The organism is Pseudonocardia sp. TMWB2A (genome assembly GCF_017312135.1).
The window spans coordinates 164,998-189,222 of the sequence record NZ_QKQY01000002.1; the positions used below are offsets into that span (position 1 = coordinate 164,998).

At 75.4% G+C, this 24,225-nt stretch carries 25 protein-coding genes; 11 read left to right on the forward strand and 14 right to left on the reverse strand.

What is annotated here, in order from left to right; genetic code table 11:
• Positions 1 to 320: 320 nt before the first annotated feature.
• Both DMP17_RS15070 and DMP17_RS15075 read right to left on the reverse strand, forming a co-directional pair.
• Complete coding sequence (locus DMP17_RS15070) at positions 321 to 2,048, reverse strand: DEAD/DEAH box helicase (RefSeq protein WP_226356390.1); 1,728 nt, start codon at positions 2,046 to 2,048, stop codon at positions 321 to 323.
• Between the two features lie 167 nt (positions 2,049 to 2,215).
• Positions 2,216 to 2,851: a class I SAM-dependent methyltransferase gene (locus tag DMP17_RS15075; RefSeq protein WP_226356389.1), complete on the reverse strand. Its 636-nt coding sequence runs from the start codon at positions 2,849 to 2,851 to the stop codon at positions 2,216 to 2,218.
• Between the two features lie 114 nt (positions 2,852 to 2,965).
• Here DMP17_RS15075 and DMP17_RS15080 point away from each other — a divergent pair, with 114 nt between their 5' ends.
• From DMP17_RS15080 to DMP17_RS15090, 3 genes are all read left to right on the forward strand, one after another.
• A complete protein-coding gene (locus DMP17_RS15080) occupies positions 2,966 to 4,690 on the forward strand; it encodes a hypothetical protein (protein WP_226356388.1) in 1,725 nt (574 codons plus the stop codon).
• Between the two features lie 77 nt (positions 4,691 to 4,767).
• A complete protein-coding gene (locus DMP17_RS15085; protein ID WP_062404658.1) occupies positions 4,768 to 5,613 on the forward strand; it encodes an alpha/beta fold hydrolase in 846 nt (281 codons plus the stop codon).
• Positions 5,614 to 5,673: 60 nt separating this feature from the next.
• A complete protein-coding gene (locus DMP17_RS15090) occupies positions 5,674 to 6,234 on the forward strand; it encodes a GNAT family N-acetyltransferase (RefSeq protein ID WP_337829863.1) in 561 nt (186 codons plus the stop codon).
• Positions 6,235 to 6,240: 6 nt separating this feature from the next.
• On the opposite strand, the gene DMP17_RS15095 is transcribed toward DMP17_RS15090, so the two are convergent.
• From DMP17_RS15095 to DMP17_RS15105, 3 genes are read right to left on the reverse strand one after another with little or no spacing between them, the layout of a single operon-like run.
• On the reverse strand, positions 6,241 to 6,495 hold the full coding sequence (locus DMP17_RS15095; protein WP_062404655.1) for a DUF3039 domain-containing protein: 255 nt from the start codon (positions 6,493 to 6,495) through the stop codon (positions 6,241 to 6,243).
• A 26-nt stretch (positions 6,496 to 6,521) separates the two neighbouring features.
• On the reverse strand, positions 6,522 to 6,920 hold the full coding sequence (locus DMP17_RS15100) for a DUF3099 domain-containing protein (RefSeq protein WP_337829864.1): 399 nt from the start codon (positions 6,918 to 6,920) through the stop codon (positions 6,522 to 6,524).
• Complete coding sequence (locus DMP17_RS15105) at positions 6,913 to 7,812, reverse strand: alpha/beta fold hydrolase (RefSeq protein ID WP_337829865.1); 900 nt, start codon at positions 7,810 to 7,812, stop codon at positions 6,913 to 6,915. Before DMP17_RS15105 ends, DMP17_RS15100 begins: the two co-directional genes overlap by 8 nt.
• 40 nt (positions 7,813 to 7,852) lie before the next feature.
• On the opposite strand from DMP17_RS15105, the gene DMP17_RS15110 reads away from it, so the two are divergent.
• Positions 7,853 to 9,592 (forward strand): GNAT family N-acetyltransferase, encoded by a 1,740-nt coding sequence (locus DMP17_RS15110; protein ID WP_337829866.1) that lies wholly within the window; start codon positions 7,853 to 7,855, stop codon positions 9,590 to 9,592.
• A gap of 24 nt (positions 9,593 to 9,616) precedes the next feature.
• On the opposite strand, the gene DMP17_RS15115 is transcribed toward DMP17_RS15110, so the two are convergent.
• From DMP17_RS15115 to DMP17_RS15125, 3 genes are read right to left on the reverse strand one after another with little or no spacing between them, the layout of a single operon-like run.
• Complete coding sequence (locus DMP17_RS15115; protein ID WP_100880327.1) at positions 9,617 to 10,807, reverse strand: AMP nucleosidase; 1,191 nt, start codon at positions 10,805 to 10,807, stop codon at positions 9,617 to 9,619.
• Positions 10,804 to 11,211: an ArsR/SmtB family transcription factor gene (locus tag DMP17_RS15120; RefSeq protein WP_100880326.1), complete on the reverse strand. Its 408-nt coding sequence runs from the start codon at positions 11,209 to 11,211 to the stop codon at positions 10,804 to 10,806. Before DMP17_RS15120 ends, DMP17_RS15115 begins: the two co-directional genes overlap by 4 nt.
• A 27-nt stretch (positions 11,212 to 11,238) precedes the next feature.
• Positions 11,239 to 11,829: an HhH-GPD-type base excision DNA repair protein gene (locus DMP17_RS15125; protein ID WP_226356383.1), complete on the reverse strand. Its 591-nt coding sequence runs from the start codon at positions 11,827 to 11,829 to the stop codon at positions 11,239 to 11,241.
• A 10-nt stretch (positions 11,830 to 11,839) separates the two neighbouring features.
• Between DMP17_RS15125 and DMP17_RS15130 the strand changes: the two genes are divergently transcribed.
• The 3 genes from DMP17_RS15130 (at position 11,840) to DMP17_RS15140 (ending at position 14,232) form a co-directional block, all read left to right on the forward strand.
• The gene (locus DMP17_RS15130) at positions 11,840 to 13,420 is read left to right on the forward strand and encodes a DUF7782 domain-containing protein (RefSeq protein ID WP_337829867.1); all 1,581 of its coding nucleotides are present in this window, start codon (positions 11,840 to 11,842) and stop codon (positions 13,418 to 13,420) included.
• The gene (dtd, locus tag DMP17_RS15135) at positions 13,417 to 13,878 is read left to right on the forward strand and encodes a D-aminoacyl-tRNA deacylase (protein WP_226356381.1); all 462 of its coding nucleotides are present in this window, start codon (positions 13,417 to 13,419) and stop codon (positions 13,876 to 13,878) included. Before DMP17_RS15130 ends, dtd begins: the two co-directional genes overlap by 4 nt.
• 69 nt (positions 13,879 to 13,947) lie before the next feature.
• A complete protein-coding gene (locus DMP17_RS15140; protein ID WP_062402520.1) occupies positions 13,948 to 14,232 on the forward strand; it encodes a YggT family protein in 285 nt (94 codons plus the stop codon).
• A 37-nt stretch (positions 14,233 to 14,269) separates the two neighbouring features.
• Here DMP17_RS15140 and DMP17_RS15145 read toward each other — a convergent pair whose 3' ends face one another.
• The 4 genes from DMP17_RS15145 to DMP17_RS15160 all read right to left on the reverse strand — a co-directional run bounded on the left by DMP17_RS15145 (position 14,270) and on the right by DMP17_RS15160 (position 18,660).
• Positions 14,270 to 15,580 carry a patatin-like phospholipase family protein gene (locus tag DMP17_RS15145; RefSeq protein ID WP_337829868.1) on the reverse strand — a complete coding sequence of 437 codons (1,311 nt, stop codon included), beginning with the start codon at positions 15,578 to 15,580 and terminating at the stop codon, positions 14,270 to 14,272.
• A gap of 100 nt (positions 15,581 to 15,680) precedes the next feature.
• Positions 15,681 to 16,043: a hypothetical protein gene (locus DMP17_RS15150; RefSeq protein WP_062402515.1), complete on the reverse strand. Its 363-nt coding sequence runs from the start codon at positions 16,041 to 16,043 to the stop codon at positions 15,681 to 15,683.
• Between the two features lie 109 nt (positions 16,044 to 16,152).
• Positions 16,153 to 16,650, reverse strand: a complete 498-nt coding sequence (locus DMP17_RS15155) for a helix-turn-helix domain-containing protein (RefSeq protein ID WP_337829869.1) — start codon at positions 16,648 to 16,650, stop codon at positions 16,153 to 16,155.
• A gap of 219 nt (positions 16,651 to 16,869) precedes the next feature.
• On the reverse strand, positions 16,870 to 18,660 hold the full coding sequence (locus DMP17_RS15160; protein WP_337829870.1) for a PHA/PHB synthase family protein: 1,791 nt from the start codon (positions 18,658 to 18,660) through the stop codon (positions 16,870 to 16,872).
• A 263-nt stretch (positions 18,661 to 18,923) separates the two neighbouring features.
• Here DMP17_RS15160 and DMP17_RS15165 point away from each other — a divergent pair, with 263 nt between their 5' ends.
• From DMP17_RS15165 to DMP17_RS15180, 4 genes are all read left to right on the forward strand, one after another.
• Positions 18,924 to 20,282 (forward strand): alpha/beta fold hydrolase, encoded by a 1,359-nt coding sequence (locus DMP17_RS15165; RefSeq protein WP_226356377.1) that lies wholly within the window; start codon positions 18,924 to 18,926, stop codon positions 20,280 to 20,282.
• 203 nt (positions 20,283 to 20,485) lie between these two features.
• Entirely contained in the window at positions 20,486 to 21,634 is a 1,149-nt protein-coding gene (locus DMP17_RS15170) for a sigma-70 family RNA polymerase sigma factor (protein ID WP_226356376.1), read from the forward strand.
• A gap of 258 nt (positions 21,635 to 21,892) precedes the next feature.
• Positions 21,893 to 22,408 carry a flavin reductase family protein gene (locus tag DMP17_RS15175; RefSeq protein WP_226356375.1) on the forward strand — a complete coding sequence of 172 codons (516 nt, stop codon included), beginning with the start codon at positions 21,893 to 21,895 and terminating at the stop codon, positions 22,406 to 22,408.
• The gene (locus DMP17_RS15180; RefSeq protein ID WP_226356374.1) at positions 22,405 to 22,950 is read left to right on the forward strand and encodes an NAD(P)H-dependent oxidoreductase; all 546 of its coding nucleotides are present in this window, start codon (positions 22,405 to 22,407) and stop codon (positions 22,948 to 22,950) included. The genes DMP17_RS15175 and DMP17_RS15180 overlap by 4 nt, the downstream gene beginning before the upstream one ends.
• A 15-nt stretch (positions 22,951 to 22,965) precedes the next feature.
• On the opposite strand, the gene DMP17_RS15185 is transcribed toward DMP17_RS15180, so the two are convergent.
• Positions 22,966 to 23,865, reverse strand: coding sequence for a pseudouridine-5'-phosphate glycosidase (locus tag DMP17_RS15185; protein ID WP_337829871.1), 900 nt, complete (start codon positions 23,863 to 23,865; stop codon positions 22,966 to 22,968).
• The gene (locus tag DMP17_RS15190; RefSeq protein ID WP_226365565.1) at positions 23,862 to 24,218 is read right to left on the reverse strand and encodes a hypothetical protein; all 357 of its coding nucleotides are present in this window, start codon (positions 24,216 to 24,218) and stop codon (positions 23,862 to 23,864) included. The genes DMP17_RS15185 and DMP17_RS15190 overlap by 4 nt, the downstream gene beginning before the upstream one ends.
• Between the last annotated feature and the right edge of the window lie 7 nt (positions 24,219 to 24,225).

Consider the following 24,225-nt stretch of genomic DNA (forward strand, 5'->3'; position numbering starts at 1 on the left):
CGCTCCGTACTGACCGCTCCGGAGGCGCGACGTCCGCACGGTGATCCGCAGCCCGCGCGGTGATCCTTAGTTCGCGCGGTGATCCGCAGCCCGCGCGCTGATCCGCAGCCCGCGCGTGTCCGGACGCGCGCGCCGAGCGGATCAGCGCGCGCGGAACGGATCAACGTGCGCCCGGCCGCGCCGTCGCCGCGGTGACGCCATGCCCTCGGCGCGGTGGCGCCGCGGCCCCGCGACGGCGACGAGCCGGCCCCCCACCGCGCCCGCACCCGCCGAGTCGCCCTCGGGCCCGCCGGCGCGGCAGCGGCCCGCCAGAGCGGCTCTCAGCGCCAGGAACGCAGGGTCGCGATGCGCTCCTCGAGCTGCTCGATGGTCGCCATCGCCACCGGCGGGCCGCCGCAGTGCGCCCGCAGCTCGTTGTGGATCTTCCCGTGCGGCTTGCGGGTCTTGTGGTTGTGCAGCGCGACCAGGGTGTTGAGCTCCTTGCGCAGCGTCTGCAGCCGTTCCCGGACGCTCTGCCCGCGCTCGGCGGCCGGCGGCGGGGTGGGCTCGGTCGCCGGGGTGGCGCGGGCCTGGGCCCCGGTGCGCGGCGAACCCTTCGCGATCCAGTCGGCCTGCCGCTGGGACAGCAGCGTGCGCACCTGGTCGGGCTCCAGCAGCCCGGGCAGCCCGAGGTAGTCCTCCTCGTCGGCGGAGTAGGTGGCGCCCTCGTAGATCAGCTGGTCCAGCTCGGCGTCGGCGCCGAGGGAGGTGAACGCCTTCTCCTGCTCACCGGGCTCGTCCTTGACCTTGTTGGCCTCGTTGAGCTCGGCGTCGTTCCAGACCTCCTCGGGCCGCTGCGGCTTGCCGAGGACGTGGTCGCGCTGCGCCTCCAGCTCGCTGGCCAGGCCGAGCAGCACCGGGACGCTGGGGACGAACACCGACGCGGTCTCGCCCTGCCGCCGCGACCGCACGAACCGGCCGATGGCCTGGGCGAAGTACAGCGGGGTCGAGGCGCTGGTCGCATAGACGCCGACGGCGAGGCGCGGCACGTCGACGCCCTCGGACACCATCCGGACCGCGACCATCCACCGCTCGGTCGAGCGGGAGAACTCCGCGATCCGGTCCGAGCCGCCCGCCTCGTCGGACAGGACGACCGCGGGCCGCACACCGGTGATGCGCTGCAGCAGCGTGGCGTAGGCGCGGGCCGCGGTCTGGTCGGTGGCGATGACCAGGCCGCCCGCGTCGGGCATGCCGCCGTCGCGGTGGCTCTGCAGGCGGCGGTCGGCCGCGGCGAGCACCGCGGGCATCCAGTCCCCCGAGGGGTCCAGCGCGGTCCGCCAGGCCATCGCGGTCTGCTCGCGGGTCAGCGGCTCCCCCAGCCGGGCGGAGATCTCCTCGCCCGCGCTGGTGCGCCAGTTGGAGGTACCGGAGTAGGCCAGGAAGACCACCGGCCGGACCACGTTGTCGGCGAGTGCCTCGGCGTAGCCGTACTGGTGGTCGGCCCGGCTGCGCGGGGCGCCCTCGGCGTCGGGGACGTACTCGACGAACGGGATCGGGTTGTCGTCGGAGCGGAACGGCGTCCCGGTCAGGGCGAGGCGCCGGGTGGCGGGCTCGAACGCCTCGTAGACGCCCTCGCCCCAGCTCTTGGCGTCGCCGGCGTGGTGGATCTCGTCGAGGATCACCAGCATCCGGCGGTTCTCGGTGCGGTTGCGGTGCAGCATCGGGTGCGCGGCGACGCCGGCGTAGGTGATCGCGATGCCCTGGTAGTCCCGCGAGGTACCGCCCGCGGAGTTGCGGAACTCCGGGTCGAGCGCGACGCCGGCGGCCGCGGCCGACTCGGCCCACTGGTACTTCAGGTGCTCGGTCGGGGTGACGACGGTGATCGCGTCGACGATCCGGTCCCGCAGCAGCTCCGACGCGACGCGCAGGGCGAAGGTCGTCTTGCCCGCGCCCGGGGTCGCGACCGCGAGGAAGTCCCGCGGCGAGGTCGCGAGGTAGCGGGCGAGTGCGCTGCGCTGCCACGCGCGCAGCGGGCGGGTCTCGGGCGACACGAGCTGGGTCTGCGACACACGTCTCCCCTGGTCCGTGGGTCGTTCCCGGGTGGGAACCGGCGATCCCCGGCAGGTCCGCGCGTCGACGCCGACCGGGCTGCGGGGCGCGGATCAGGGTAGCCGGGGGCCGCACCGTCGCCGCCCGGTGGGCGGGCCCGGGGCCTCCCCGGCGGTGACGGGCCAGGTCAGCCCCGGGGCGGCCGCGGACGGCGGGCGGTGAGGACGAACGCGGGCGGGACGTTGGCGAGCACCGCGCGGCCGTGCACGACCTCCTCGAAGGCCGCGGCGAGCCGCCGCCGGAGCCGGCGGGCGGGCGGCAGGGCCCGGGTCACCGAGTAGCCGAACTGGGTCAGGGCGCCGTCGGGGTGCAGGCAGCCGGCGACGACGTCGGTCAGCCACGGCTCGTCGCGCGGGTAGGCCGCCCACGGCAGCCCGGAGACGACGACGTCGGCGCCGCCGAGCCCGCGGGCGGCGAGCAGCGCGGGCAGCTCGGCCGCGTCGGCGACGGCGACGTCGAGCCCGGGGTGGCGGGCCCGCAGCAGCGCGGCCAGGCGCGGGTTCAGCTCGACGGCCAGGTGGTGGCCACGGCCGCCGAGCCGCTCGGCGATGACGTCGGTGAACGCCCCGGTGCCCGGCCCCAGCTCGACGACGACCGGGTCCCCCGTCGCGGGGACCGGTGCGGTGGCGGCGAGGGCCAGCGCCCGGGAGCTCGGCAGCGCCGACGCCGTGCGCAGCGGGTCGCGCAGGAACTCCCGCAGGAACGCCCCCGTCCCGGCCGGGGACGCCTGCGGGGACGGGGTGGACGGGGCGACGGTGCTCATCGGGCTCCGGGGTCTCGTACGGCGCGACCGGGTCACCGTGCCGGTCCGGTCCGAACGTCGCCCGACGACGGGGTGAACGCGCCGCGACCGGTGGCGGTGGGGATGATGGAGGCGATGAGCGAGCGCGACCGCACCCCAGCCGACGCCGGCCCCCTCGCCCTGCCCGCGGCGGGACTGCGGCTGGCGGCCGCGGTGTCCGCCCGGCCCCTGCTGCTCCTGCGCCGCGGCGGCGACTGGGTCGCCGAGCTGGGCCGGGTCGGTCTGGGCCGCTCCACCCTCGCCCCGGACGTGCCGGCCGGTCCGGTCGCGCCGGTGGCGCGGTGCGCGGCCCAGGTACTGCTCGCGACGACCGGGGCGGTCTCCGGGCTGCTCGACGACGCCGTCGCGGGCCCCGACGTGCCCCTGCCCGCCGCGGACGCCGAGCGGCTGCGCGCGGCCCTCGCCGGGCTGACCGCCCTGCTGCTGCCCGGCCCGGCCCCCCTCGTGATCACCGGATCGGAAGGGGCCGGTGCCACCGACGGCACCGATCCCTGCCGGGACGACGATCACGGACGGCCCGCCCCGGACACCTCGGCCACGGCGGAGATCGCCGACCGGGTCTTCACACCCCCCGGCGCCGACACCCCCTCGGTGCCCTTCGACACCGGCGCCCGCGACGCCCGGGGCGGCCCCGTCCCCGGCCGCGACGTCGCCGCCACGCCCGGCGCGGTCGTCCTGCGCACCCCGATGTTCGAGCTGCTGCAGTACCTGCCGCGGACCGAGAAGGTGCACGACACCCCGGTGCTGGTCGTCCCGCCACTGGTGCACCGCTACTGGCTGGCCGACCTCGCGCCCGGGTACTCGCTGGTCGAGCACCTGCTCGGGAAGGGCCTGCAGGTGTTCGCGCTGTCCTGGCGCCCGGCGGGCCCCGCCGACGCCGACCGCGACCTCGACGCGCACGCCGCCGCCGTCCTCGACGCCGTCGACGCCTGCGGGCGCATCACCCGCGCCCCGCGGGTGTCGCTGCTCGGCGTGCGCACCGGCGGGCTGCTGACCGCGGCGGTGCAGGCCCACCAGGCCGCGATCGGGCTCGACGACCGGGTCGCGGCCGTCGCCTACCTGGCGACCGTCCTCGACCAGTCCGACGCGCTGCCCGGCTTCGCCCCCGACCCGGCGACCGTCGCCGAGACCGCGGGCCTGGCCGCCCGCGACGGCGTCCTCGACGGCGCGACGGCGGTGCGGGCCTGGGCGTGGCGGCGCGGCCCGGACCGGGTGCTGCCGTGGGCGGTGCCGCGCGGTGGCGGGACCGCCGACCTGGACGGGCGCGCCGCGCGGGCGATGCGGGCCTGGGTGGCCGACCTGCTGCCGCTGCCCGCCGGGCTGCACACCGACCTCGCCGCGCTGGCCGCGGCCTCCGGCGACGGCGCGGGCCCGGACCGGCCCGACGTGCGGGTCCTCGGCACCCCCGTCCGGTTCGCCGAGCTGCGTCGCGACAGCTACCTCGTCGCCGCCGACGACGACCCGGTGCAGCCCTGGACGGGCGGGTACCGCACCGCGCAGCGCCTCGGCGGCGGCTGCCGGCTCGTCCTGGCCCCCGGTGACCAGGCGGGCGCGCTGATCGCGCCGCCGTCGGTGGCGACCGGGTTCCGCGCGGCACCCTGCTCCACCGGCGACGGCGTGGCGCAGCGCTGGCGGGCCGGGGCCGAGGCCGTCGAGGGCTCCTGGTGGGACGACCTGGCCGCCTGGCTGGTCGAGCGCTCCGGCACGCTGCGCGACGCGCCCCCGGAGCTGGGCGGACGCCGCCTGCGCCCGCTGTTCCCGGCCCCGGGGACCTACCTGGGCGAGCCCGCCCCCGTCTGAGGGTGGGGTCCGGGATCGTCACACCCGGGACTTTCCGGCACCCCACCGCCCGGCCGCGGCACCTAGGCTCGGCGGTGATGACCACTTCCAGCTCCCGGCCCGTCGGCGGCGCCGGCCTCGAGGAGCACGACGTGCTCGTCGGCGGCCGTGCCCTGCGCGTCGTGCGTCGCCCCGCCTCCGGCCCGGGCCCCCGCCGCACCCCGCTGCTGCTGTGCAACGGCATCGGCGCCGCCACCGACGTGCTCGATCCGCTGGTCGCGGCGCTGCCCGCGGACCTCGACGTCATCCGGTTCGACCCGCCGGGCATCGGCGGGTCGGCGGTGCCGCGGATGCCGTACCACCTGACGTGGATGGCGCACCGGCTCGGGCAGGTGCTGACGAAGCTGGGCGTGCGGGAGGCCGACGTCCTGGGGTTCTCCTGGGGCGGGATGCTGGCCCAGCAGCTGGCGATCAGCCGTCGCCGCCGGGTGCGCAAGCTCGTGCTGGCCGCGACCGGGCCGGGGGCGCTGATGATCCCGGCGTCGCCGCGGGTGATGGCGGTCATGACCTCGCCGAAGCGCCACCAGGACCCGTCCTACGTCGACGCCGTCGCCGCCCGCATCTACGGCGGCTCGCTGCGCGACCACCCGGAACGGGCCGCGGAGGCGCTCGGCGCGGGGGCCCGGCGCGGCCCGATGCGCGGCTACTACTACCAGCTGATGGCGCTCTCGGGCTGGACCAGCCTGCCGCTGCTGCCGGCGATCACCGCGGACACCCTGATCATCGCCGGCGACGACGACCCGATCGTCCCGCGCGGCAACGCCACGATGCTGCACCGCGGGATCCGCCGCTCCCGGATCAGCCGCTACCCCGGCGGACACCTGGAGCTGCTGCTCGACCCGGAGCCGTTCGCCGCGGAGATCGACGCCTTCCTGCGGTCCTGACCCCGCCGCCGCGCGGCCCCCGGCCGAGCGGGACCGCGCGGGTGGACGCACGATGGCCGGGTGGTGACCCCCGCACGGACGACCGGTGAACGCACGACGCCCGCACGCACGACCCGGGACGGCGTCCTGCGCCGGTGGCGCGGCCCGGCGGACTCCGCCGCACTGGCCGCGCTCGACGACGGCGCCCCGGGCATCGGCGTCGCCGGCGGACCGGAGTGGCACGACGACGCCGCGGCCGACCCGGCGCGGCTGCACCTGCTCCTTGAACGCCCGGGCGAGCCCGGCCCGGCGGGCTACGTCGTGCTGGCCGCACCCCGCGGCCCGGAACCGGGCGTCGAGCTGCACCGGCTCGTGGTCCACCCCGACCGGCGCGGCACCGGGGCCGGACGGGCCCTGCTCGGTGCCGCCCTCGCCGTCGCCGGGGTGCCCGGAGCGACCGGCGACGCCCCCGACGGGCCGCCGTGGGCGGGCCCGGGGCGGCTGTGGCTCGAGGTGGCCGCGGACAACGTCGCGGCGCTGGCGCTCTACCGGTCGGCCGGGATGGTCACCGAGACCGTGCTGCGCACGGTGCCCGGCGACCCGTCCTCCACCCCGCTGCGTCTGCTGCTCGCGCGGGGCTGAGGGGTCTCACTCCCCGTCGCCGCCACCCGGGGGGAGCCCCTCGAAGATCTCCTTGCACTGCGGGCAGACCGGCGACCCCGGCTTGGGCGACTTGGTCACCGGGAAGGTCTCGCCGCACAGCGCCACGACCATGTTCCCCAGGACCGCGCTCTCGGCGATCCGGTCCTTCTTGACGTAGTGGAACATGTCCGGCCGGTCGTCACCGGTCTTGTCGGTGGTCTCCGGCCGGGTGTCGACCTCGGGCAGCGTCGTCGTGGACATGGCGCCCATGATGCCCGAGAGCGACCTCAGGGCGGGGAGGCGGTGCCGCCTCCCGTGGTCCCCGTGGGCTGTTCGTCGTCGGTGGTGGGCCGGGGGCCGGCGGGATCGTCGTCGCCCTGGCCGATCACCTGGTGCGGACGGGCCTCGATCGCCCGGTGGTCCTGCCGGTGCCGGTTGGGCTTCTCCGCCTTGCGCGGCAGCCGGTCGTTCGCGATCAGCACCGCGATCCACGGCAACGGCACCGAGATCGCGAGCAGGGTCACCGCGACCCACGGGATCTGGTAGAAGACGCCGGCGAGGATCATGCACGGGATCCGCATGCCCATCGTCCACTTGTAGCGCCGCTTGCGGATCTCCAGTTCCTCTTCGTAGGACATCTGCGCGTCCGTGATGAGAACGGGGTCCACGCGTCGCCGGTCAGCCACTGTCGAACCACCTCCCTTTCCATGGTGACACCCCTACGCGATCCCCGCGCGGGCGCCCGCCGGGCGCCTCGCGCACGCCCGCGGGCCCGCCGTCGACGGTGGGGTCGAGCGTCTCCCAGCGGCGCAGCCGCGCGGCGAGCAGCCGCGACCACCAGACGACGTCGTCCGGGGTCGCCGCGATCGACAGCCCGGCCGCGGGCAACCGCTCCCGCAGGGTCTGCGCGGTGGACTCCGGATGGCCCGGGTCCCCGGTCCAGGCCAGGATCTGCACCGGCACCGTGATCCGTTCCAGCTCCTCCGGTGCGGGGAGGTCGGTGGCGGCTGCGCCGCGCAGGATCGCCGGGAGCAGCTCGGCGCGCACGTCGGGCTCGGTCCGCGGGCGTCCCCGGGCGGCCGGGGGCAGGTCCGCGTCGTCGGCACCGGCGTCGAGCGCCGCGACACCGTCGGCCTCCACGGCCGACGCGGACCGCTCGTAGTCGCGGGACCGGGCGCGGCGGGTCCCCCAGGCGGTCGGCGGCAGCATCAGGGTGAGGCTGGCGAACCGGCCCGGGTCGGCCAGCGCGGCGTGCAGCAGCGTCCCGGCGCCCATCGACGGCCCGACCCCGTGCACCCGCTCCCCCGGTACGACGTGGTCGAGCAGCCCCAGCAGGTCCCGGGCCAGCGCGGGCCACCGGTAGTCCGCGGGGTCGGTGGTGCCACCGGAGCGGCCGTGGCCGCGCGCGTCGTAGCGCAGCAGCCGGATGCCCTCGACCCGGGAGGCGATGTCGAGCCGCATCAGGGCCTCACGGCGACGGCTGGAGGTGAGGCCGTGCAGCGCCACCACCGCCGGACCGCCGGAGGTGTCGCGGACGTCGAAGTCCAGTGTCGCCCCGGCGATCCCGAACGTGGCCATGCGCTACGCCTCCTGATCTTCGTCGGCCTAGGTTATGGCCATGCGGCTGACGAGCGTGACGCACCTGCGGCTGCCCTACGGGACGCTGCTCGGCTACGACGTCGCCGTCGGCCGGACCGGGCACCCGGTCCCGGTCTCGTTCGACCAGCGCCGCCACGTCGGCCGCGGGGACCGGCCCGGCTCGTGGATGGCGATCACCTGCCGGCTGCCGGCGGTGGACCTCGACGCGCTGGCCGGGGCCTGGCTGGCGGTGCTGCGCCGGCACGGGACGCTGCGCACGGTGTTCTCCCCCGGCCCGGCCGGTCCCCGGCTGCACGAGGTGGACCTGCGTCCCGGCCGCTGGGTCACCCACCCGGTCGCGCCCGGCCAGGCCGTCGACGACGCCGTCCGCCGGATGCTCGACGAGCGCTGCACCCCCTACGCGGCGCCGTCGCACCGGCTCTGCGTGATCCTCACCGCGGACCGGCCGACGCTCGTCGTCGCCGCCGACCACGCGCACGTGGACATGTGGTCGCTGCTGGTGGTCCTGCGCGACCTCGTGCAGGGCCTCGGCGGGACGCTGCCGCCCGGCACCGTGCGCCCCTTCGCCGAGCACACCGCCGCCCTGGCCGGCCGGGAGCCCGCGCCCGACGGGGTCCGGCGGCGCTGGGCCGAGATCCTGGCCGCGGGTGGCGACGTGATGCCCCGCTTCCCGCTGCCGCTGGGCGAGCTCGTCCCCGCTCCCCCGGAGCGCGTCGAGGTGCGTGACGTGCTCGGCGTCGACGACTGCGCGCTGTTCGAGCGCCGGGCCCGCGGGTCCGGGGTGTCGACGCTGGCGCTGGTCACCTCGGTCATGACCCGCACCACCCGGGAGCTGGCGCACGCCCCGCTGCGCGCGGTGTTCCCCGTGCACAGCCGCTACGACGACCGCTGGCACGGCTCGGTCGGCTGGTTCATCACCAACGCGGTGATCGACGCGCGCGACCCGGATCCGCGGGCCTGCGCCGACGCCGTCCGCGAGGCCGTGCGGCTCGGTTCCTGGCCGCTCGACGACGTGCTGGCCCCGTGGGGCGGGATGCCCGAGGCGCCCGGCATGTTCGCGATCTCCTGGCTGGACCTGCGACGGCTGCCGGTGCGCATCGACCACGCCGGGCTGGAGGCGCAGTACGTCAGCTCCGCGGGCGACGCCGACGGCGTGATGGTCTGGTTCATCCTCGACGAGGCGGGCCTGCACCTGCGCTGCCGCTACCCCGACACCGACGAGGCCCGGGAGAACGTCGGCGCCTGGCTGGACCGGGTCGTCGACGGCGTCCGGTCCAGCGCCCACCCGGCGGGCGCGGACGTCGTGCTGGCCGGGGACCGGCTCGTCGTCGACCGGGCCACCCGGGCCGACGTCGCGGCGGTCGTCGCGCTGCTGTCGGGCTCCGGCGACGCCGACGCCGACGACCCGGACCTCGCGCCCTACGAGGAGGCCTTCGACGCCCTGGACCGCGACCCCGGCCGGTTCCTCGCGGTCGCCCGCGCCGGCGACGGCCGGGTGGTCGCGACCGTGCAGCTCACGATCCTTCCCGGGCCCGCCCTGCGCGGTGCGACCCGGCTGCAGGTCGAGGGGCTGAGGGTCGCCGTCGGGTGGCGCCGGCGCGGGGTCGGGTCGGCGCTGGTGGAGTGGGCGCACGAGCACGGGCGGGCCCGCGGCGCCGTCGTGGCGCGGGCCGGGGACACCGCCGGGGACGGGCCGCACCGGTTCCTGGCGCGGCTGGGCTACGAGCCCGACCGGGCCGGGTACACGCGGCCGCTGTGACCCCCGCCGGGCCCGGGCCGCCGGTCAGGCCCCGTCGGGCCCGTTGCCGAGCAGCGGCTCGTCGGCGGAGCGGACCTCGGAGCCGGGCAGGCCGTCGGGGTGCTCGTCGCGGACCCGGTCCAGCGCGTCCAGCGCGATCCCGAGGTGCTTGCGCTTGCTCGCCTCGTAGAACGCCCGCGCGCCGCCGGCCAGCTTGGGCTCGGCGTGCAGCGGTTTGTCCGACACGCACAGCAGGGTCGCGTTCGGGATCCGGTAGCGGAACCCGTTGGCGGCGATCGTCGCGGACTCCATGTCCACCGCCACGGCACGGGCCAGCCGCATCCGGTGCAGCGTCGCGGCCTGGTTGAACTCCCAGTTGCGGTTGTCGGTGGTGTGCACGACCCCCGGCCGCCAGGTCGCCTCGGCCGCGCCGAGCGCGTCCATCAGGTAGCCGTTGAGCCGGATGCTCGGGATGACCGGCACGTCGGCCGGGAGCACCTCGTCGAGCACGTGGTCGGCCCGCTGGTAGGCGGTGGCCAGCACGAAGTCGCCCAGCTCCTGGCGGTTCCGCAGGCCCCCGCAGTGCCCGATCATGATCATGGTGTCCGGGCGGAGCACGGCGAGATGGTCGGTGACGGTCTTGGCGTTGGCCGGGCCGACACCGATGTTCACCAGGGTCACGCCGTCGCCGTCGGCGCCCGGGTGGTGGTAGGCGGGCATCTGGACGCCGGCGCGGTCGGGCCGCTCGGCGTCGGGGAAGCGCTCCAGGAACGACTCGACGTGCATCGCGTAGTTGGTGAACAGCACGTGCCGCTGGAAGGACTCGGCGGGGGTGCCGGTGTAGTGCGAGAGGCGGTCCAGCGAGAGCGCCATGCGCTCCGGGCCGAACAGGAACAGCTTCTTGACCCGCAGGTCGAAGCGGTCCTCGTCGAGCGCGGCGAAGAACTCCGGGTCGGTGAACGCCCGGGCCGGGCGGGCCGCGCGGGCGGTGACGGTGGCCCCGGCGGCGAGCAGGCCGCGCAGCTCCCGGTGCAGGTAGCGACGGATCGCGCACGGCCGGGCGAACTCCCCGGAGATGCGCGGGTTGTGCGTCGACCAGGGGCGCACGACCTCGAGCTCGGGGTACCAGCCGTCGTCGTAGACCGACTGGAGGGCGTCGAGCAGCCGGGCGATCTCGTGGTCGAGCTTCTCTGCCGGGACCGGCGGGCGGACCTGCTCGATCATCGCGGGCGTCACGACGCCTCCCCGTCGTCGGCGCCGTGCGCGTGCAGCGCGCCCGGTGCGACGGCGACCGCCGACACGATCTCCAGCACGCGGCGGGCGAGCCCGTCGGTCAGCCGGTAGCGGACCAGCCGTCCCTCGCGGTGGGCGGTGACCATGCCGTGCGCGCGCAGCAGGCGCAGCGCGTGCGAGACGGCCGAGTCGCTCATCCCGACGGCGACGGCGAGGTCGGAGACGCAGAGGTCCCCGGCGTGCTGCAGCGCGAGCAGCAGCGACAGGCGGTTGACCTCGCCCAGGACGTCCAGGACGGTTGCGACCTCGGCCACCTTGGTGGCGTCGGCGAGCACCGCGACGGCGTCGCAGACCTGGTCCGGGTCGATCACGCGTGCGCCGGCGAGCGCCTCCGGAACCTTGTGCACACCCGTGATGCTAGCCCTGCCGGCGGATCACTTCGCCGCAGCGGCCTTCTTCTCGCGCGCCGCGGCCTTGATCGCCTTCTTCGTGTCGCGCACCTCGAGCAGGGTCCGGGAATCGACGACGTCGGCCGCGGAGAGCCGGGTGCCGTCGGCGCCGTAGTCCCCGGCGGCCTCCCGCCAGCCGTCCGGGGTGACCCCGTACTGCTTGCCGAGGATCGCGACGAAGATCTTCGCCTTCTGCTCGCCGTAGCCGGGCAGCGCCTTGAGCCTACGCAGCACCTCGCGCCCGTCGGGGTCGTCGCGGGTCCAGATCGCAGCCGGGTCCCCGTCCCAGTCCTCGACGATCGCGCGGCACATCTCCTGCACCCGCCGGGCCATCGAGCCGCCGTAGCGGTGGATGGCGGGCGGGGTGGTGGCCAGCGTCGCGAACTCCTCGGGGTCGTGGTCGGCGATGACGCGCACGTCGAGCCCGCCGAGGCGCTCGTGCAGCTTCAGCGGGCCGCGGAACGCGACCTCCATCTGGATCTGCTGGTCGAGCAGCATGCCGATCAGCAACGCGAGGGGCTCGCGTTCCAGCAGCGCGTCGGCCTCCGGTTCCTGGGCGATGCAGATCCCGCTCATGCCGCACAGGATGGCACGCGACAATGGCGGGGTGCTCCCCCATCTCGACGCCGGTGACACCGAACGCGTCCGCGGCTGTCTGCTCGACGCCGGCTACACCCCGGACGGCGTGCGCGCCCTGCTGGGCCGCTCCGCGCACGACGCGCTGACCCGCGGCGAGCCGGAGCCCGCCGCCCGTGCCAGCCGCGACGGCGGAGAGCTCGGCACCCTGGTGCGGCTGTTCCTGCTGGAGGACACCGAGCCCGAGCCGGCGGTGACCGCGGCGCTCGGCGACCTGGACCCGCTGCTGGAGGGCCGGATCCTGCGCCGCACCCCGGAGGGCATCCGGGCCGCGCTGGACGTGCGCCCCTACGGCGAGGGCCCCGGCGCGGAGGGCGAGCCGGGCACCGACTGGTGGGTGGTGTCCGACATCGACACCCCGGCCGCGCGGCAGGACCGCGAGCACGTCACCGGCGTCGGCGGGGCGTCGCTGACGCTGGCCGCGGCGACCGTCCGCCGTCCGGTCGGCACCCTGCTCGACCTGGGCACCGGCTGCGGGGTGCAGGCGCTGCACGGCTCCCGGCACGCGCTGCGGGTCACCGCGACCGACGTGCTGCCGCGCGCGCTGGCCCTGGCCCGGCTGTCGCTGGGGCTGTCCGGGGTGGAGGTCGACCTGCGGGAGGGCCCGTGGTTCGCCCCGGTGGCCGGGGAGCGCTTCGACCAGGTGGTGTCCAACCCGCCGTTCGTGCCGGGCCCGCCGCGGGTGGACTACGTCTACCGCGACTCCGGTGCGGCCGGGGACTCCGCGCTGGCCGGGCTGCTGGGTGAGCTGCCGGGCCTGCTCAACCCGGGCGGGGTCGCGCAGCTGCTGGGGTCGTGGCTGCACGTGCGCGGCGAGGACTGGCCGGACCGGGTGCGGTCCTGGCTGCCCGACGGCGTCGACGCCTGGGTCCTGCAGCGCGAGGTCGTCGACCCGGGCCTGCACGTCGGCACCTGGCAGCGCGACGCCGGGCTGGTCCCGACCTCCCGGGCGGCCCGCGAGCAGGCCGGTGCCTGGCTGGACTGGATGGCCGCCGAGCGGGTGGAGGGGGTCGGGTTCGGCTTCCTGATGCTGCGCCGCACCGACAGCGAGCCGACCGTCGTGGTCGAGGACCTGCCCGGCGAGCTGGGCGAGGGCCTGGGCCGGGAGATGACCGGCTGGCTGGACCGGGTGGACTGGCTGCGCGCCCACACCCGCGACGAGGACCTGCTCGGCGCACGGCTGCTGCTCGCCGCGGAGACGGTGCTGGAGTCGGCCTCGTCGGTCGACCCGGACGGCGGCTGGGCCGAGCTGTCGACGACCGTGCGCCGCTGGGGCGGCCCCGGCTGGGAGCACCCCGTCGACGCCCCGGCCGCGGCGCTGCTGGCCGGCTGCCGCGGTGACCTGCCGCTGTCCGAGCTGCTCGCGCTGCTGTCCTACGCCCACGACCTGCCGGTCGACGCGCTGGTCGCGGCGACGCTGCCCGCGGTGCGGGAGTTCGTCCGGCACGGCCTGCTCCAGCCGGTCGACGGCTGGCCGCACCCGGTGCCCGCGCGGACCGCGGCCGCGTCGCCGTCGGGGCCGGTCGGGTGAGGGCCGTCGTCGCCCGCGTACGACGGGCGTCGGTGACGGTCGAGGCACCCGACGGCACACCGCTGCGGGTGTCCGGGGAGATCGGGCCCGGGCTGCTGGTGCTGCTCGGCGTGCACGCCGACGACGTCGGCACCGACCCCGCCGCGACCGCGCGGAAGGTCGACACGATGGCCCGCAAGCTGCACGAGCTGCGCATCCTGCGCGACGAGCTCTCGTGCGCGGACGCCGGCGCCCCGCTGCTCGTGGTCAGCCAGTTCACCCTGTACGGCGAGACCCGCAAGGGCCGGCGGCCGTCCTGGTCGGCGGCGGCCCGCCCGCAGGACGCCGAGCCGGTCGTCGACGCGGTGGTGGCCGCGCTGCGCGGGCGCGGCGCCACCGTCGGGACCGGGGAGTTCGGCGCGCAGATGGCCGTGGAGTCGGTCAACGACGGCCCGTTCACGGTCCTGGTCGAGGTCTGAGCCCGGTACCGGGCCCAGGTCTCAGCCGTCTCTCACCGGACTCTCAGCCGGAAAGGGGACGATGGAGACATGGTCGCCTACCTGCTGTCCTGGCTGTTGGGGCTGTTCCAGCTCGTGCTGGTCGCCCGGGTCGTCGTGGACTGGATCGACGTGCTCGGCTCCGGACGCGGCGGCGCCGTGCTCGACACCGCCCGCCGCATCACCCACGGGCTGACCGAGCCGGTCGTCGCCCCGATCCGCCGTCGCGTCCAGCCGGTCCGGATGGGCGCGGTCGGGCTCGACCTGTCGGTGCTGATCGTGTTCGTGGCTGTGCTGCTGGCCCGGCTGGTCGTGGTGCCGCTGATCCCGTTCTGATCCTCGTCACCCCGGGCCCCGGGCCCCGGGCCCGGGGTCAGGGGCGTGGCCCGAGCCGCAGCGCGGTGACCCGGCCGTCGTCGTCGAGGTCGGCCTCGGCCGACCCGTCGGTGACACCGCCGTCGCGGTGCACCCGCACGGCCCACTCCGCGGTGTCGCGGGCGACCTGCTTGCGGGTCGGGTCGACGGTGAACTCCCCGTCGAGCAGCTCGCCGAGGTGGGCGAGCAGCGGCACCGGGGACGGCCGCTCCCGGAACGGGGCGGTCGAGGTCAGGGTCGCGTCCGGGGTGACGGCGGCCGCGAGCGCGACCGGGTCGCCGTCGCGCACCGCCCGCTCGAAGGCCAGCGCACCGAGGAACCGGTCGGCCGCGGCGGCGCCCCGGCGCTGCAGGTGGTCGAGGAACGCGACGTCGCGGTCGATCTTGGAGGCGGCACCGAGCAGCCGGGACCGCACCGTGCTGGCCGGCATCTCCAGCACCCGGACGGTCACCTGCCGGTAGCCCGAGTCCGGGCCGAGGCTCCCGTCGGCGAGCAGCCGGTCGATCGTCTCGATGAACCCGAGCTCCTGGTTGAGCGACAGGTTGCCGGCCAGTGCGTTGCGCCGGTCGGCGATCTCGATCGGGCTGCGCGGCTCGCCGTCGATCTCCGACGGGTTGATCTGCACGACCCACAGCTCGTCGGGGTCGGTGTCGAGCAGGTCGCGGGTGGGCGGGTTCTGCGAGAACAGCCCGTCCCAGTAGACGCCGCCCGCGGTGTGCACCGCGCGGAACAGGGTGGGGATCGCGGCCGAGGCGAGCACGGTCTCGGCGGTCAGGGTGTCGGTGCGGCTGGAGAACGCCCGGAACTCCCCCGTCAGCACGTCGACGGCGCCGAGCAGCAGCAGCGGCGCGGTGCCCGCAGGGTCCGGACCGATGGCGGCGAAGTCCACGTGCCGCGAGACCAGGTCGAGGAACTGGCGGGTGCCGTCGAACGGGCGCGGCACCAGGTACGGGGTGCCCGCCGGGACGAGCCCGAGCCCCTGCAGCGCGCCCGCCGTCACCACGCCCAGGTTGGTGAGGCGCTCCAGCGGGGTGCGTGCGGCGTTGTCGGCCCAGAACTCCTCCAGCGCCGTCGCCGCGGCCTCGCGCCGGTCGGGGGTCTGGCCCTCGCGCAGCCGGTCCCAGGCGACGAGTGCGCAGATCGCACCGCCGGAGGTGCCCGAGATCGCGACGACCTCGGCCGGGTCCGCGGCGGAGCCGAGCGCGTCCGAGCGCAGCAGCCGGGCCAGGACGCCCGCGGTGAACGCGGTGTGGCTGCCCCCGCCCTGGCAGGCGATCGCGATGCGGCGGGGCCGGGTGCGGGGGCTCATGGGGCCACCCTCGCGCGGACCGGCGGGTAGGGACAGCGCGACCCGGTCACACGACGACGGCCCCCACCCGGAGCCGGGTGGGGGCCGTCGTCGGGCGGGGTCACTTGCCGGCGGCGCTCCGGGTGGCGCGCGCGGTCTTCTCCGCGGCGGCCTCGGTGCTGCGCCCGGCGTGCTCGGTCACGGCCTCGGCGGCCTTGGTCGCCTGCTCGGTGACCTGGTCGAACACCGAGGTCCCCGCGCCGACGACGGTCCGGGCGAACTCGCGCTGGTGGCCGAGCACCTGCTCGTAGAAGTCGAAGACGCGCTCGACGGCGGCGCCCGCGTCGGGCAGCTGCGGGCGGTCACCGGCGCCGAACTGGCGGGCCAGGCCGCTCGCGGCCTCGGTCCACCCGCGGACGGACTCGGTGACCAGGTCCTGGCCGCGCTTGGCGATGTCGACGAACTGCTCGGTGGAGGCGGTCATCGGTGCTTCCCTCCCGGGAGACGTTTCTCGGCGTGGACGGGGCGCTGACGAGCACCCCGGCATGCCAAGAAAACTACGCACGCCCGTTAACTATGTCAAGCATGCCTGCTCAGTCCCGCTGCACGAAGCTCCGGTACACCCCCAGCAGCGCCGCCTTCTGTTCGTCGGACAGCCGCGCGTCGGCCTCGATCGCGGCCTCGACGCCCGGCGGCGGCGCGGCCGCGGGGGCGGCCTCCTCGGCCGGGGCGGCGTCGCCCGCGGTGTCCGGGTCGCCGACCGACCAGCCGGCCCGGCTGAGCATCTGGTCGGTGTTGAGGTGCAGCGCGTCGGCGATCGAGCGCAGCACCTTCAGCGACGGCTGGTGCAGCCCCCGCTCGACCTGGCTGAGGTAGGCGTTGGACACCTTGGTCATCGCCGCCATCTCCCGCAGCGAGAGCTTGGCCATCTGGCGCTGCGCCCGGATGAACCCGCCCAGGGCGTTCACCTGCGCACTCCAGGCGTCCTCGGCGGCCCGGCGGCCGTTCTCGCGCAGCTCGTCGGCGGCGGTCTCCCCGGCGCTCCGCGGCCGGCGCCCGCCGTGCGTGCGGGTCTCCCCCGCGCGGCTCACGGCGTCCCCGCCCGGAGGGGCCCGCGCGGCGGTCGCCGGCGCGCGGGCACAGAACGTACGCGGTCCATGGCGACGCATTCTCCCCGCCGGACGGCGGTTGCGCACGCATCCGATGCAGTGTCGACAGTGGACAGTACGGATCACCGTCCATCGTGGACACGACGCCGCCCCGGTGACCAGCGGTGATCACCGGGGCGGCGGCGGGGTCCGGCCGGCGGCTCAGCCGCGCAGCACGTAACGGCCGGGAGCGGGCTCCAGCGGCGGGTGCGCGTCCGACCCGATCTTCTTCGGCGCCGCGACCTCCTTGCCCGCGCGCTCGGCGATCCACGGCGTCCAGTCCTCCCACCAGGAGGCCTTGCGCTCGGTGGCGTCGTCGCGCCAGTCCTCGGCGCGGGCCGGGAGGTCGTCGCTCTCGCCGAACCAGTGCCGCGACTTCGGCGACGGCGGGTTGACCACGCCGGCGATGTGCCCGGAGTTCGACAACACGAACCGCACCGTGCCGCCCAGCTTCGACGCCCCGGTGTAGACCGACTTCCAGGGCGCGATGTGGTCCGACTCGGCGGTGACGATGTAGCTGTCGGACCGGATGTCGGCCACGTCGAGCCGCTCCCCCGCCAGCTCCAGCTTGCCCTCGGCGAAGCGGTTCTCCATGTACAGCGTGCGCAGGTACTCGGTCTGCATCGCGGCCGGCATGCGGGTGGAGTCGGAGTTCCAGGTCAGCATGTCGAACGGCTTCGGGTCCTCGCCGAGCATCCAGTCGTTGACGACGTAGTTCCAGACCAGGTCGGTGGACCGCAGCAGGTCGAAGGTCGTCTTCATGCTGGTGGCGGGCAGGTACCCGTCCTTGCGCATGCTCCGCTCGAGCCGGTTCACCGTCTTCTCGTCGGTGAACACGCCCAGCTGGCCCGGGCCGGAGTAGTCGAGCAGCGTGTTCATCAGGGTCAGCGAGTTGACGCGCTGGTCGCCCTTGGCCTCCAGCCACGCCGTCATCGCGGCGGACAGCGCGCCGCCCAGGCAGAGCCCGGCGACGTTCACCTTGTCCCGGCCGGTGATCTCGCGGACGACCTCCAGGGCCGTGACCGGGCCCTCCTGCAGGTAGTCGCTCATCGTCACGTCGGCCAGCGACGAGTCCGGGTTGCGGTAGCTGATCATGAAGACGGTGTGGCCGTGCTGCACCGCCCACTCCACCAGCGACTTCTGCGGCGCGAGGTCCATGATGTAGTACTTGTTGATCCACGGCGGGCTCATGAGCAGCGGGACCTCGTGGACCTTGTCGGTCTGCGGCTCGTACTGGATGAGCTCGATCAGCCGGTTGCGGAAGACCACGTGGCCCGGGGTGACCGCGAGGTCCTTGCCCACCTGGAAGGCGCCGGGGGTGACCTGGCGCGGCATCCCCTGGTTCTGCACGGCGTCGCGCAGCATGTTGCGCGCGCCCCGCACGATGTTCAGCCCGCCGGTCTCGACGATCTTCTTCGGCCAGGCCGGGTTCGTGACGACCGTGTTCGGCGGGGCCAGCGCCTCGACGATCTGGCCGACCAGCCAGTCCAGCTTGCGGCGCGCGGTCGGCGAGACGCGGGCGGCCTGCGACAGCTCGGTCAGCCGGTCGGCGAGCAGGGTGTGCTCCTGGCGGGCCAGGTAGTACCAGGCGTTGCCCTCCCAGGCCGGGTCGGCGTAGCGCTTGTCCTTCTCGGGCAGCGACGCCGGACCGGTGGTCGTCCCGCCGACGGCGCGCGCGGCCGCGGCGGACACGGCCTTGGCCGAGTCGACGCCGAAGCCCAGACCGGTGCGCAGCACCGCGCCGGGCCGGGTGACCAGCGAGCGGGCGGCCTCGCCGAGCGCCCCGCCGAAGCCGACCGGGTCGACCTTCGCGGCGAGCCCCTCGGGGCTGGCGAGCTCGCGCAGGTCCCGCACGAGACCCGCCGCCTGCCGTCGCAGCACCTCCGCGGCCTGGTTCGACGCGGCGGCGCTGCCGTTCTCGGACTCGGGCTGGGGTACGGACTGCGTGGTCACTGTTCGTCACTCCTGACGGCCGGTTCGGTCTCCGTGCCTGGGTTCCCGCGCTCCCTCAGGGAACGGGAGGCGCAACGGGATGGACTCATGGTGACCGCGTACTCACCGGTAGGCAGCCCCGGATTGCTGTAAGGCCTCTCACCTGCGCTAAGCGAAGCAAGCACTACTCCGGAGTAGGCCAGCGCTTGCTTGACATACCGATCGCGTTTTACCGTTCGGTAACCCGGATAGCCCCCGGTCATCAGAGTTGATGGGAGAGGCCCATGAGCACGGCGATCACCCGACGGTCCGCACCCTCCAGGGAGCACGGACCGCGTGCCCTTCCCGACACCCCCGTGGCCGCGGCCACCGGGAGCGACGACCGGCCGGACCCCCTCCGGTACCTCGTGTCGTACAACACCCGGAACCTGACCAAGGTGGTGGCCGAGGTCGGCCGGGCCACCGGTGCCTACTGGATCGACGCGGTCCAGCGGATCGCCCGGCCCGGCGACGCCGCCCGCCGCGGGCTGCTGTGGATCTCGGCGATGGCCGACCGGCGCGAGCCGACCTGGCACCTGGCCAACGAGGTCGTGCTGTCGACGCCGTTCGCGTCGCTGCGCGACTTCACCGCCGCCGAGCACCGCGACGACGACGTGGTCCCCACCCTGGTGCTGCCGCCCCAGGCCGGGCACTCCTCGACCGTCGTGGACTACTCGCCGCAGCAGAGCCAGATCGCCATGATCCGCGCCTCGGGCCTGACGAGGGTCTACGCGCTGGACTGGCGGCCCGCCACGACCGCGACGAAGAACGTCACGATCACCGACTACCTCGAGGTGATCGACCGGTCCATCCGGCGGATGGGCGGGAAGGCGAACCTGGTGGGCGACTGCCAGGGCGGCTGGCTGGCGACGATCTACGCCGCGCTGCACCCGGACCGGGTGAACACCCTGACCCTGGCCGGGGCGCCGATCGACTTCCACGCCGGCGAGTCGGTGATCGCCGCCTCGACCCGGCTGATGGCGGGGACGATGGGGATGGCGCCGTACAAGGCGCTGGTCGCCGCGGGCGGCGGCAACATGCCGGGCTCGGCGGTGCTGTCGAACTTCATCTCGATCCAGCCGCAGTCGGAGATCTCGCGGCAGCTGCAGCTGCTGGAGAACATCGACGACCCCACCCACGTCGAGCGCTACCGGGTGTTCGAGGACTGGTTCAAGTACACCCAGGACATCCCCGGCGCGTTCTACCTGTGGCTGGTGGAGAACCTGTTCTGGAAGAACCGGCTGATCAAGGGCACGCTCACCGTCGACGGCCGGACCGTCGACATGGGGGCGATCGACTGCCCGCTGCTGCTGCTGGCGGGCTCCGCGGACCACATCACCCCGGCCCCGCAGCTGTTCGCCGCGGCGGAGAAGGTCGGGACCCCGGCCGCGGACGTCACCTACCGGACGGCGACCGCCGGCCACCTGGGGCTGTTCATGGGCCGCGACGCGCTGCGCCACGACTGGCCGGTGCTGATGGAGACCGTCTACGGCCACTCGGTGCCGTCGAAGAAGGACACCGGGGCCGGCAAGGCGTCGCGGCGGCGCAGCAGCGTCCGCGCCGTGGCCGACCCGCGGGACACCCCGCGGGTGCCCGCACCCTGACCGGCACGCCCGGCCGGGTCGCTCTCTAAGAGGACCCTGAGAGAACCGCAACTGCATGTGACCGACGACACGGCCCCGCAGGCACATTTCCCGGCCTGCGGGGCCGCGTCGTGGGAACGATCCCCGGAACGGATGCGTTGACCCCGTACAGGGCAAGCGGTGAGGCCCATCAATCGCCCGCCGCAGCCCGCGCAGGGGAGGAAATGCACATGACGGTGACCACGACCGCTCCGGCCGTACCCGGCCCGCGCCTCACGACCGAGGCCCCCGCTCGCGCCACCGTGTCGTCGTCCGGCGCGAAGCGGACCGCCCCCAAGGTCGCTCGCAGCTCCCGCCGTCGCACCGACGGCGACGGAGGCACCGCACTGGAAGCCACCGTACCCGGTGCCGCGGCCGCGGTGGCGGAGGATCTCGACGCCCAGAGCCCCGCCGCGGACCTGGTGCGCGTCTACCTCAACGGGATCGGCAAGACCGCACTGCTGACCGCGGCGCAGGAGGTCGAGCTGGCCCGGCGCATCGAGGCCGGCGTGTTCGCCCAGCACCGGCTGGACACCGCCGCCGCCGACGGCACGCTGGACGGGCTGGACCTGCAGTACCGCCGCGACCTGCGCGCGGTCGTCCGCGACGGGCTGCTGGCCAAGAACCACCTGCTGGAGGCGAACCTCCGGCTGGTGGTCTCGCTGGCCAAGCGCTACACCGGGCGCGGGATGCCGCTGCTGGACCTGATCCAGGAGGGCAACCTCGGCCTGATCCGCGCGGTGGAGAAGTTCGACTACACCAAGGGCTTCAAGTTCTCGACCTACGCGACCTGGTGGATCCGGCAGGCCATCACGCGGGGCATGGCCGACCAGGCCCGCACCATCCGGCTGCCCGTGCACCTGGTGGAGCAGGTCAACAAGCTGGCCCGGATCAAGCGGGACATGCACCAGCGTCAGGGCCGCGAGCCCAGCGACGCCGAGCTGTCGGCCGAGTCGGGCATCCCGGAGCACAAGATCCAGGACCTGCTCGACCACGCCCGCGACCCGGTGAGCCTGGACATGCCGGTCGGGTCCGAGGAGGAGGCGCCGCTCGGTGACTTCATCGAGGACGCCGAGGCGACCGACGCCGAGAACACCGTGATCTCGAGCCTGCTGCACGACGACCTCCGCCGGGTGCTGTCGACCCTGGAGGACCGCGAGCAGAAGGTCATCCGGATGCGCTTCGGCCTCGACGACGGCCAGCCGCACACGCTCGACCAGATCGGGCGCGCCTTCAAGCTCTCCCGCGAGCGGGTGCGCCAGATCGAGCGCGAGGTCATGTCGAAGCTGCGGGTCGGCGAGCGCGCCGACAAGCTGCGCGCCTACGCGAGCTGACCCGGGTCCGGCCGGGCGTCCCCCCACCCGGCCCCCGGTGAAGGACGGCCGGCGGAGCGATCGCTCCGCCGGCCGTTGCCGTCTCGGGCACCCCGGGGCTCCCCACGAGTTCGGGGTGCACGGCACGGGGAGTTCTACCGGATCGATTCCGCGACGGATACGGCGACACGGTGGAGGCGGCACCCCGGCCCGGGGTGTTCCCCACCACCCGGGACCGGATCATTGGCCGAGCGCACCTTCCCCGCCTAGGGTCGGGTCATGTCGCGTTCCCTCCCCGGCCCGGTCACCCCCACTGTGACCCCGGAGTCCATGCGCGACGCACTGGGCGCGTTCGCGTCCGGCGTCGTCGTCGTCACCGCGATCGGCCCGGACGGGCCCATCGGGTTCACCTGTCAGTCCTTCGCGTCGCTGTCGCTGGACCCGCCGCTGGTGAGCTTCGCGCCCTCCCGCGGGTCCTCGACCTGGCCGCGCATCCGCGAGGTGGGCCGGTTCTGCGTGAACGTGCTGGCCGCGGACCACGAGCACCACAGCGCCGGGTTCGCCCGCTCCGGGGTCGACAAGTTCGCCGGGGTGACCTGGGCGGCGGCGCCGTCCGGCTCGCCGGTCCTCGAGGGCGTCGGCGCCTGGGTCGACTGCACCCTGTGGAACGAGTACGACGGCGGCGACCACACGATCGTCGTCGCCCGGGTCGACGCGCTCGGCGCGGACCCGGAGCGGCTGCCGCTGCTGTTCCACCGCGGCACCTACGCCCTCACCCCGCGGGCCGGCTCGTGAGCGGCACCGCGGGCCGGATCATCGGGGTCGTCGCGGGCCCGGAGCCGGGCGGGCGCACGGCCGCCGCCGTCGCCGGGATCCTCGCCGGCACCGGGGCCGACACCGCCCTGATCGAGCTGTCGCAGACCCCCGTCGCCGAGGTCACCGCGGCCTTCGCCGACGCCGACGCCGTCGTGTTCGGCAGCCCGGTCTACCGGGCCGGGCACACGGCGTCGCTGCGGGCGCTGCTGGAGGCCACCGAACGCGGGAAGTGGGGCGAGAAGACCGCCCCGCTCCAGGGCAAGGCGGCCGCGGTCGTGCTGACCGGCGCGAGCGGGCACCACTTCCTCGCCGTCGACGGGCTCCGGTCGGTGCTGGCCGGGTTCTTCGCCGTCCAGGTCCTCTCCCCCGGGCTCTACCTCGACCACTCCGGCTACGTGGACCGCAACACCCTCACCGAGCAGTCCGCGGAGCTCGCGGCGGCCCACGGGCGGGCGCTGGCCGACCTGACCACGGCGGTGCGCGGCTCCGAGGCGCTGCGGTCCATCACGCCCGTCGTCTGAGGCGGCACCGGCGCGTCACCGCCCGGCCAGGGCGGTGGCGATCCGGGCGCCCAGCGCCACGTTGTGCCGGTACACCGCGACGTTGACCTCCAGGCTGGCGTCGCCGGTCGCGGCGCGGACCCGCGCCAGCAGGAACGGGGTCGCGTCCTGCCCGCCGATCCCGGCGTCGTCGAGGGCGGCGAGGGCGTCGGCCAGTGCGGCGTCGTGGAGCGCGGGCGGGAGCTGCTCGGCGGCCGGGACCGGGTTCGCCACCAGCAGGGCCCCGGGCAGGCCGAGGTCGCGGGCGGCCCGCCAGGCCGTGGCGACCTGCTCCGGGGAGTCCAGCCGCTGCCCGACCCGGTGCCCGGAGTCGGCCACGTAGAAGCCGGGGAAGGCGTGCGTGCGGTACCCGGCGACGGTCACGCCGAGGGTCTCCAGCCGCTCCAGGGTGGCCGGGACGTCGAGCACCGACTTCACCCCGGCGCTGACCACGACCAGCGGCAGCGCGGCGAGCGCGGGCAGGTCGGCCGACTCGTCGAAGGTGCGCGCGGCACCGCGGTGCACCCCGCCGAGCCCGCCGGTGGCGAACACCCGGATGCCGGCCCGGTGTGCGAGGTGCGCGGTCGCGGCGACCGTCGTGCCCCCGCTCGCGCCGGTGGCGACGGCGACCGGGAGGTCCCGGGCGGACAGCTTCACCACGTCCGGGGCGGTCGCCAGCCAGGCCAGCTCGTCGTCGGTCAGCCCGACGACGACCTCGCCGTCGAGCACCCCGATGGTCGCCGGGACGACCCCGAGCGAGACCACGAGCTCCTCGGCCTCCCGGGCGACGGCGAGGTTGCGCGGCGCGGGCAGGCCGTGGGTGACGATCGTCGACTCGCACGCCAGCACCGGGCGGCCGCCGGCCAGGGCGTCGGCGACCCGCTCCCCCACCCTCACGCGGCGGCCAGCGCGCGCAGGGCGGCCTCGGCGCCGTCGACGGGTGAGGTGCCGAACGCGATCACCGAGCCGGGCGCGTGCCGGTGCACCAGGTTCACCACCCGCTCGAACAGCTCCAGGCACTCCGGGGGCGTGCGGAGCCCACCGCCGACGAGCACGCAGTCGTAGCGGCGGGCGGTCAGCGCCGCGGTGATCCGCGGCAGCTCGCCGTCCGGGCCGACGAGGACCTCGGTCGCCTCGATCCCGGCCGCGCGGTAGCCGTCGCGGCCCCGTTCCAGGGCGGCGAGCACGGGCGCCGGATCGTACCCGGGGATCCGCGCCGGGTCGAAGCCGATCACCAGCAGGGTCGTCACGTCCCCG

Bases quoted from the DNA above. Each gene is read 5' to 3' on its own strand.
- DMP17_RS15075 (WP_226356389.1), bottom strand. From the start codon at position 2,851: ATGAGCACCGTCGCCCCGTCCACCCCGTCCCCGCAGGCGTCCCCGGCC.
- DMP17_RS15080 (WP_226356388.1), top strand. From the start codon at position 2,966: ATGAGCGAGCGCGACCGCACCCCAGCCGACGCCGGCCCCCTCGCCCTG.
- DMP17_RS15085 (WP_062404658.1), top strand. From the start codon at position 4,768: ATGACCACTTCCAGCTCCCGGCCCGTCGGCGGCGCCGGCCTCGAGGAG.
- DMP17_RS15095 (WP_062404655.1), bottom strand. From the start codon at position 6,495: ATGTCCACGACGACGCTGCCCGAGGTCGACACCCGGCCGGAGACCACC.
- DMP17_RS15105 (WP_337829865.1), bottom strand. From the start codon at position 7,812: ATGGCCACGTTCGGGATCGCCGGGGCGACACTGGACTTCGACGTCCGC.
- DMP17_RS15110 (WP_337829866.1), top strand. From the start codon at position 7,853: ATGCGGCTGACGAGCGTGACGCACCTGCGGCTGCCCTACGGGACGCTG.
- DMP17_RS15125 (WP_226356383.1), bottom strand. From the start codon at position 11,829: ATGAGCGGGATCTGCATCGCCCAGGAACCGGAGGCCGACGCGCTGCTG.
- DMP17_RS15130 (WP_337829867.1), top strand. From the start codon at position 11,840: ATGGCACGCGACAATGGCGGGGTGCTCCCCCATCTCGACGCCGGTGAC.
- DMP17_RS15140 (WP_062402520.1), top strand. From the start codon at position 13,948: ATGGTCGCCTACCTGCTGTCCTGGCTGTTGGGGCTGTTCCAGCTCGTG.
- DMP17_RS15145 (WP_337829868.1), bottom strand. From the start codon at position 15,580: ATGAGCCCCCGCACCCGGCCCCGCCGCATCGCGATCGCCTGCCAGGGC.
- DMP17_RS15150 (WP_062402515.1), bottom strand. From the start codon at position 16,043: ATGACCGCCTCCACCGAGCAGTTCGTCGACATCGCCAAGCGCGGCCAG.
- DMP17_RS15165 (WP_226356377.1), top strand. From the start codon at position 18,924: ATGAGCACGGCGATCACCCGACGGTCCGCACCCTCCAGGGAGCACGGA.
- DMP17_RS15170 (WP_226356376.1), top strand. From the start codon at position 20,486: ATGCACATGACGGTGACCACGACCGCTCCGGCCGTACCCGGCCCGCGC.
- DMP17_RS15175 (WP_226356375.1), top strand. From the start codon at position 21,893: ATGTCGCGTTCCCTCCCCGGCCCGGTCACCCCCACTGTGACCCCGGAG.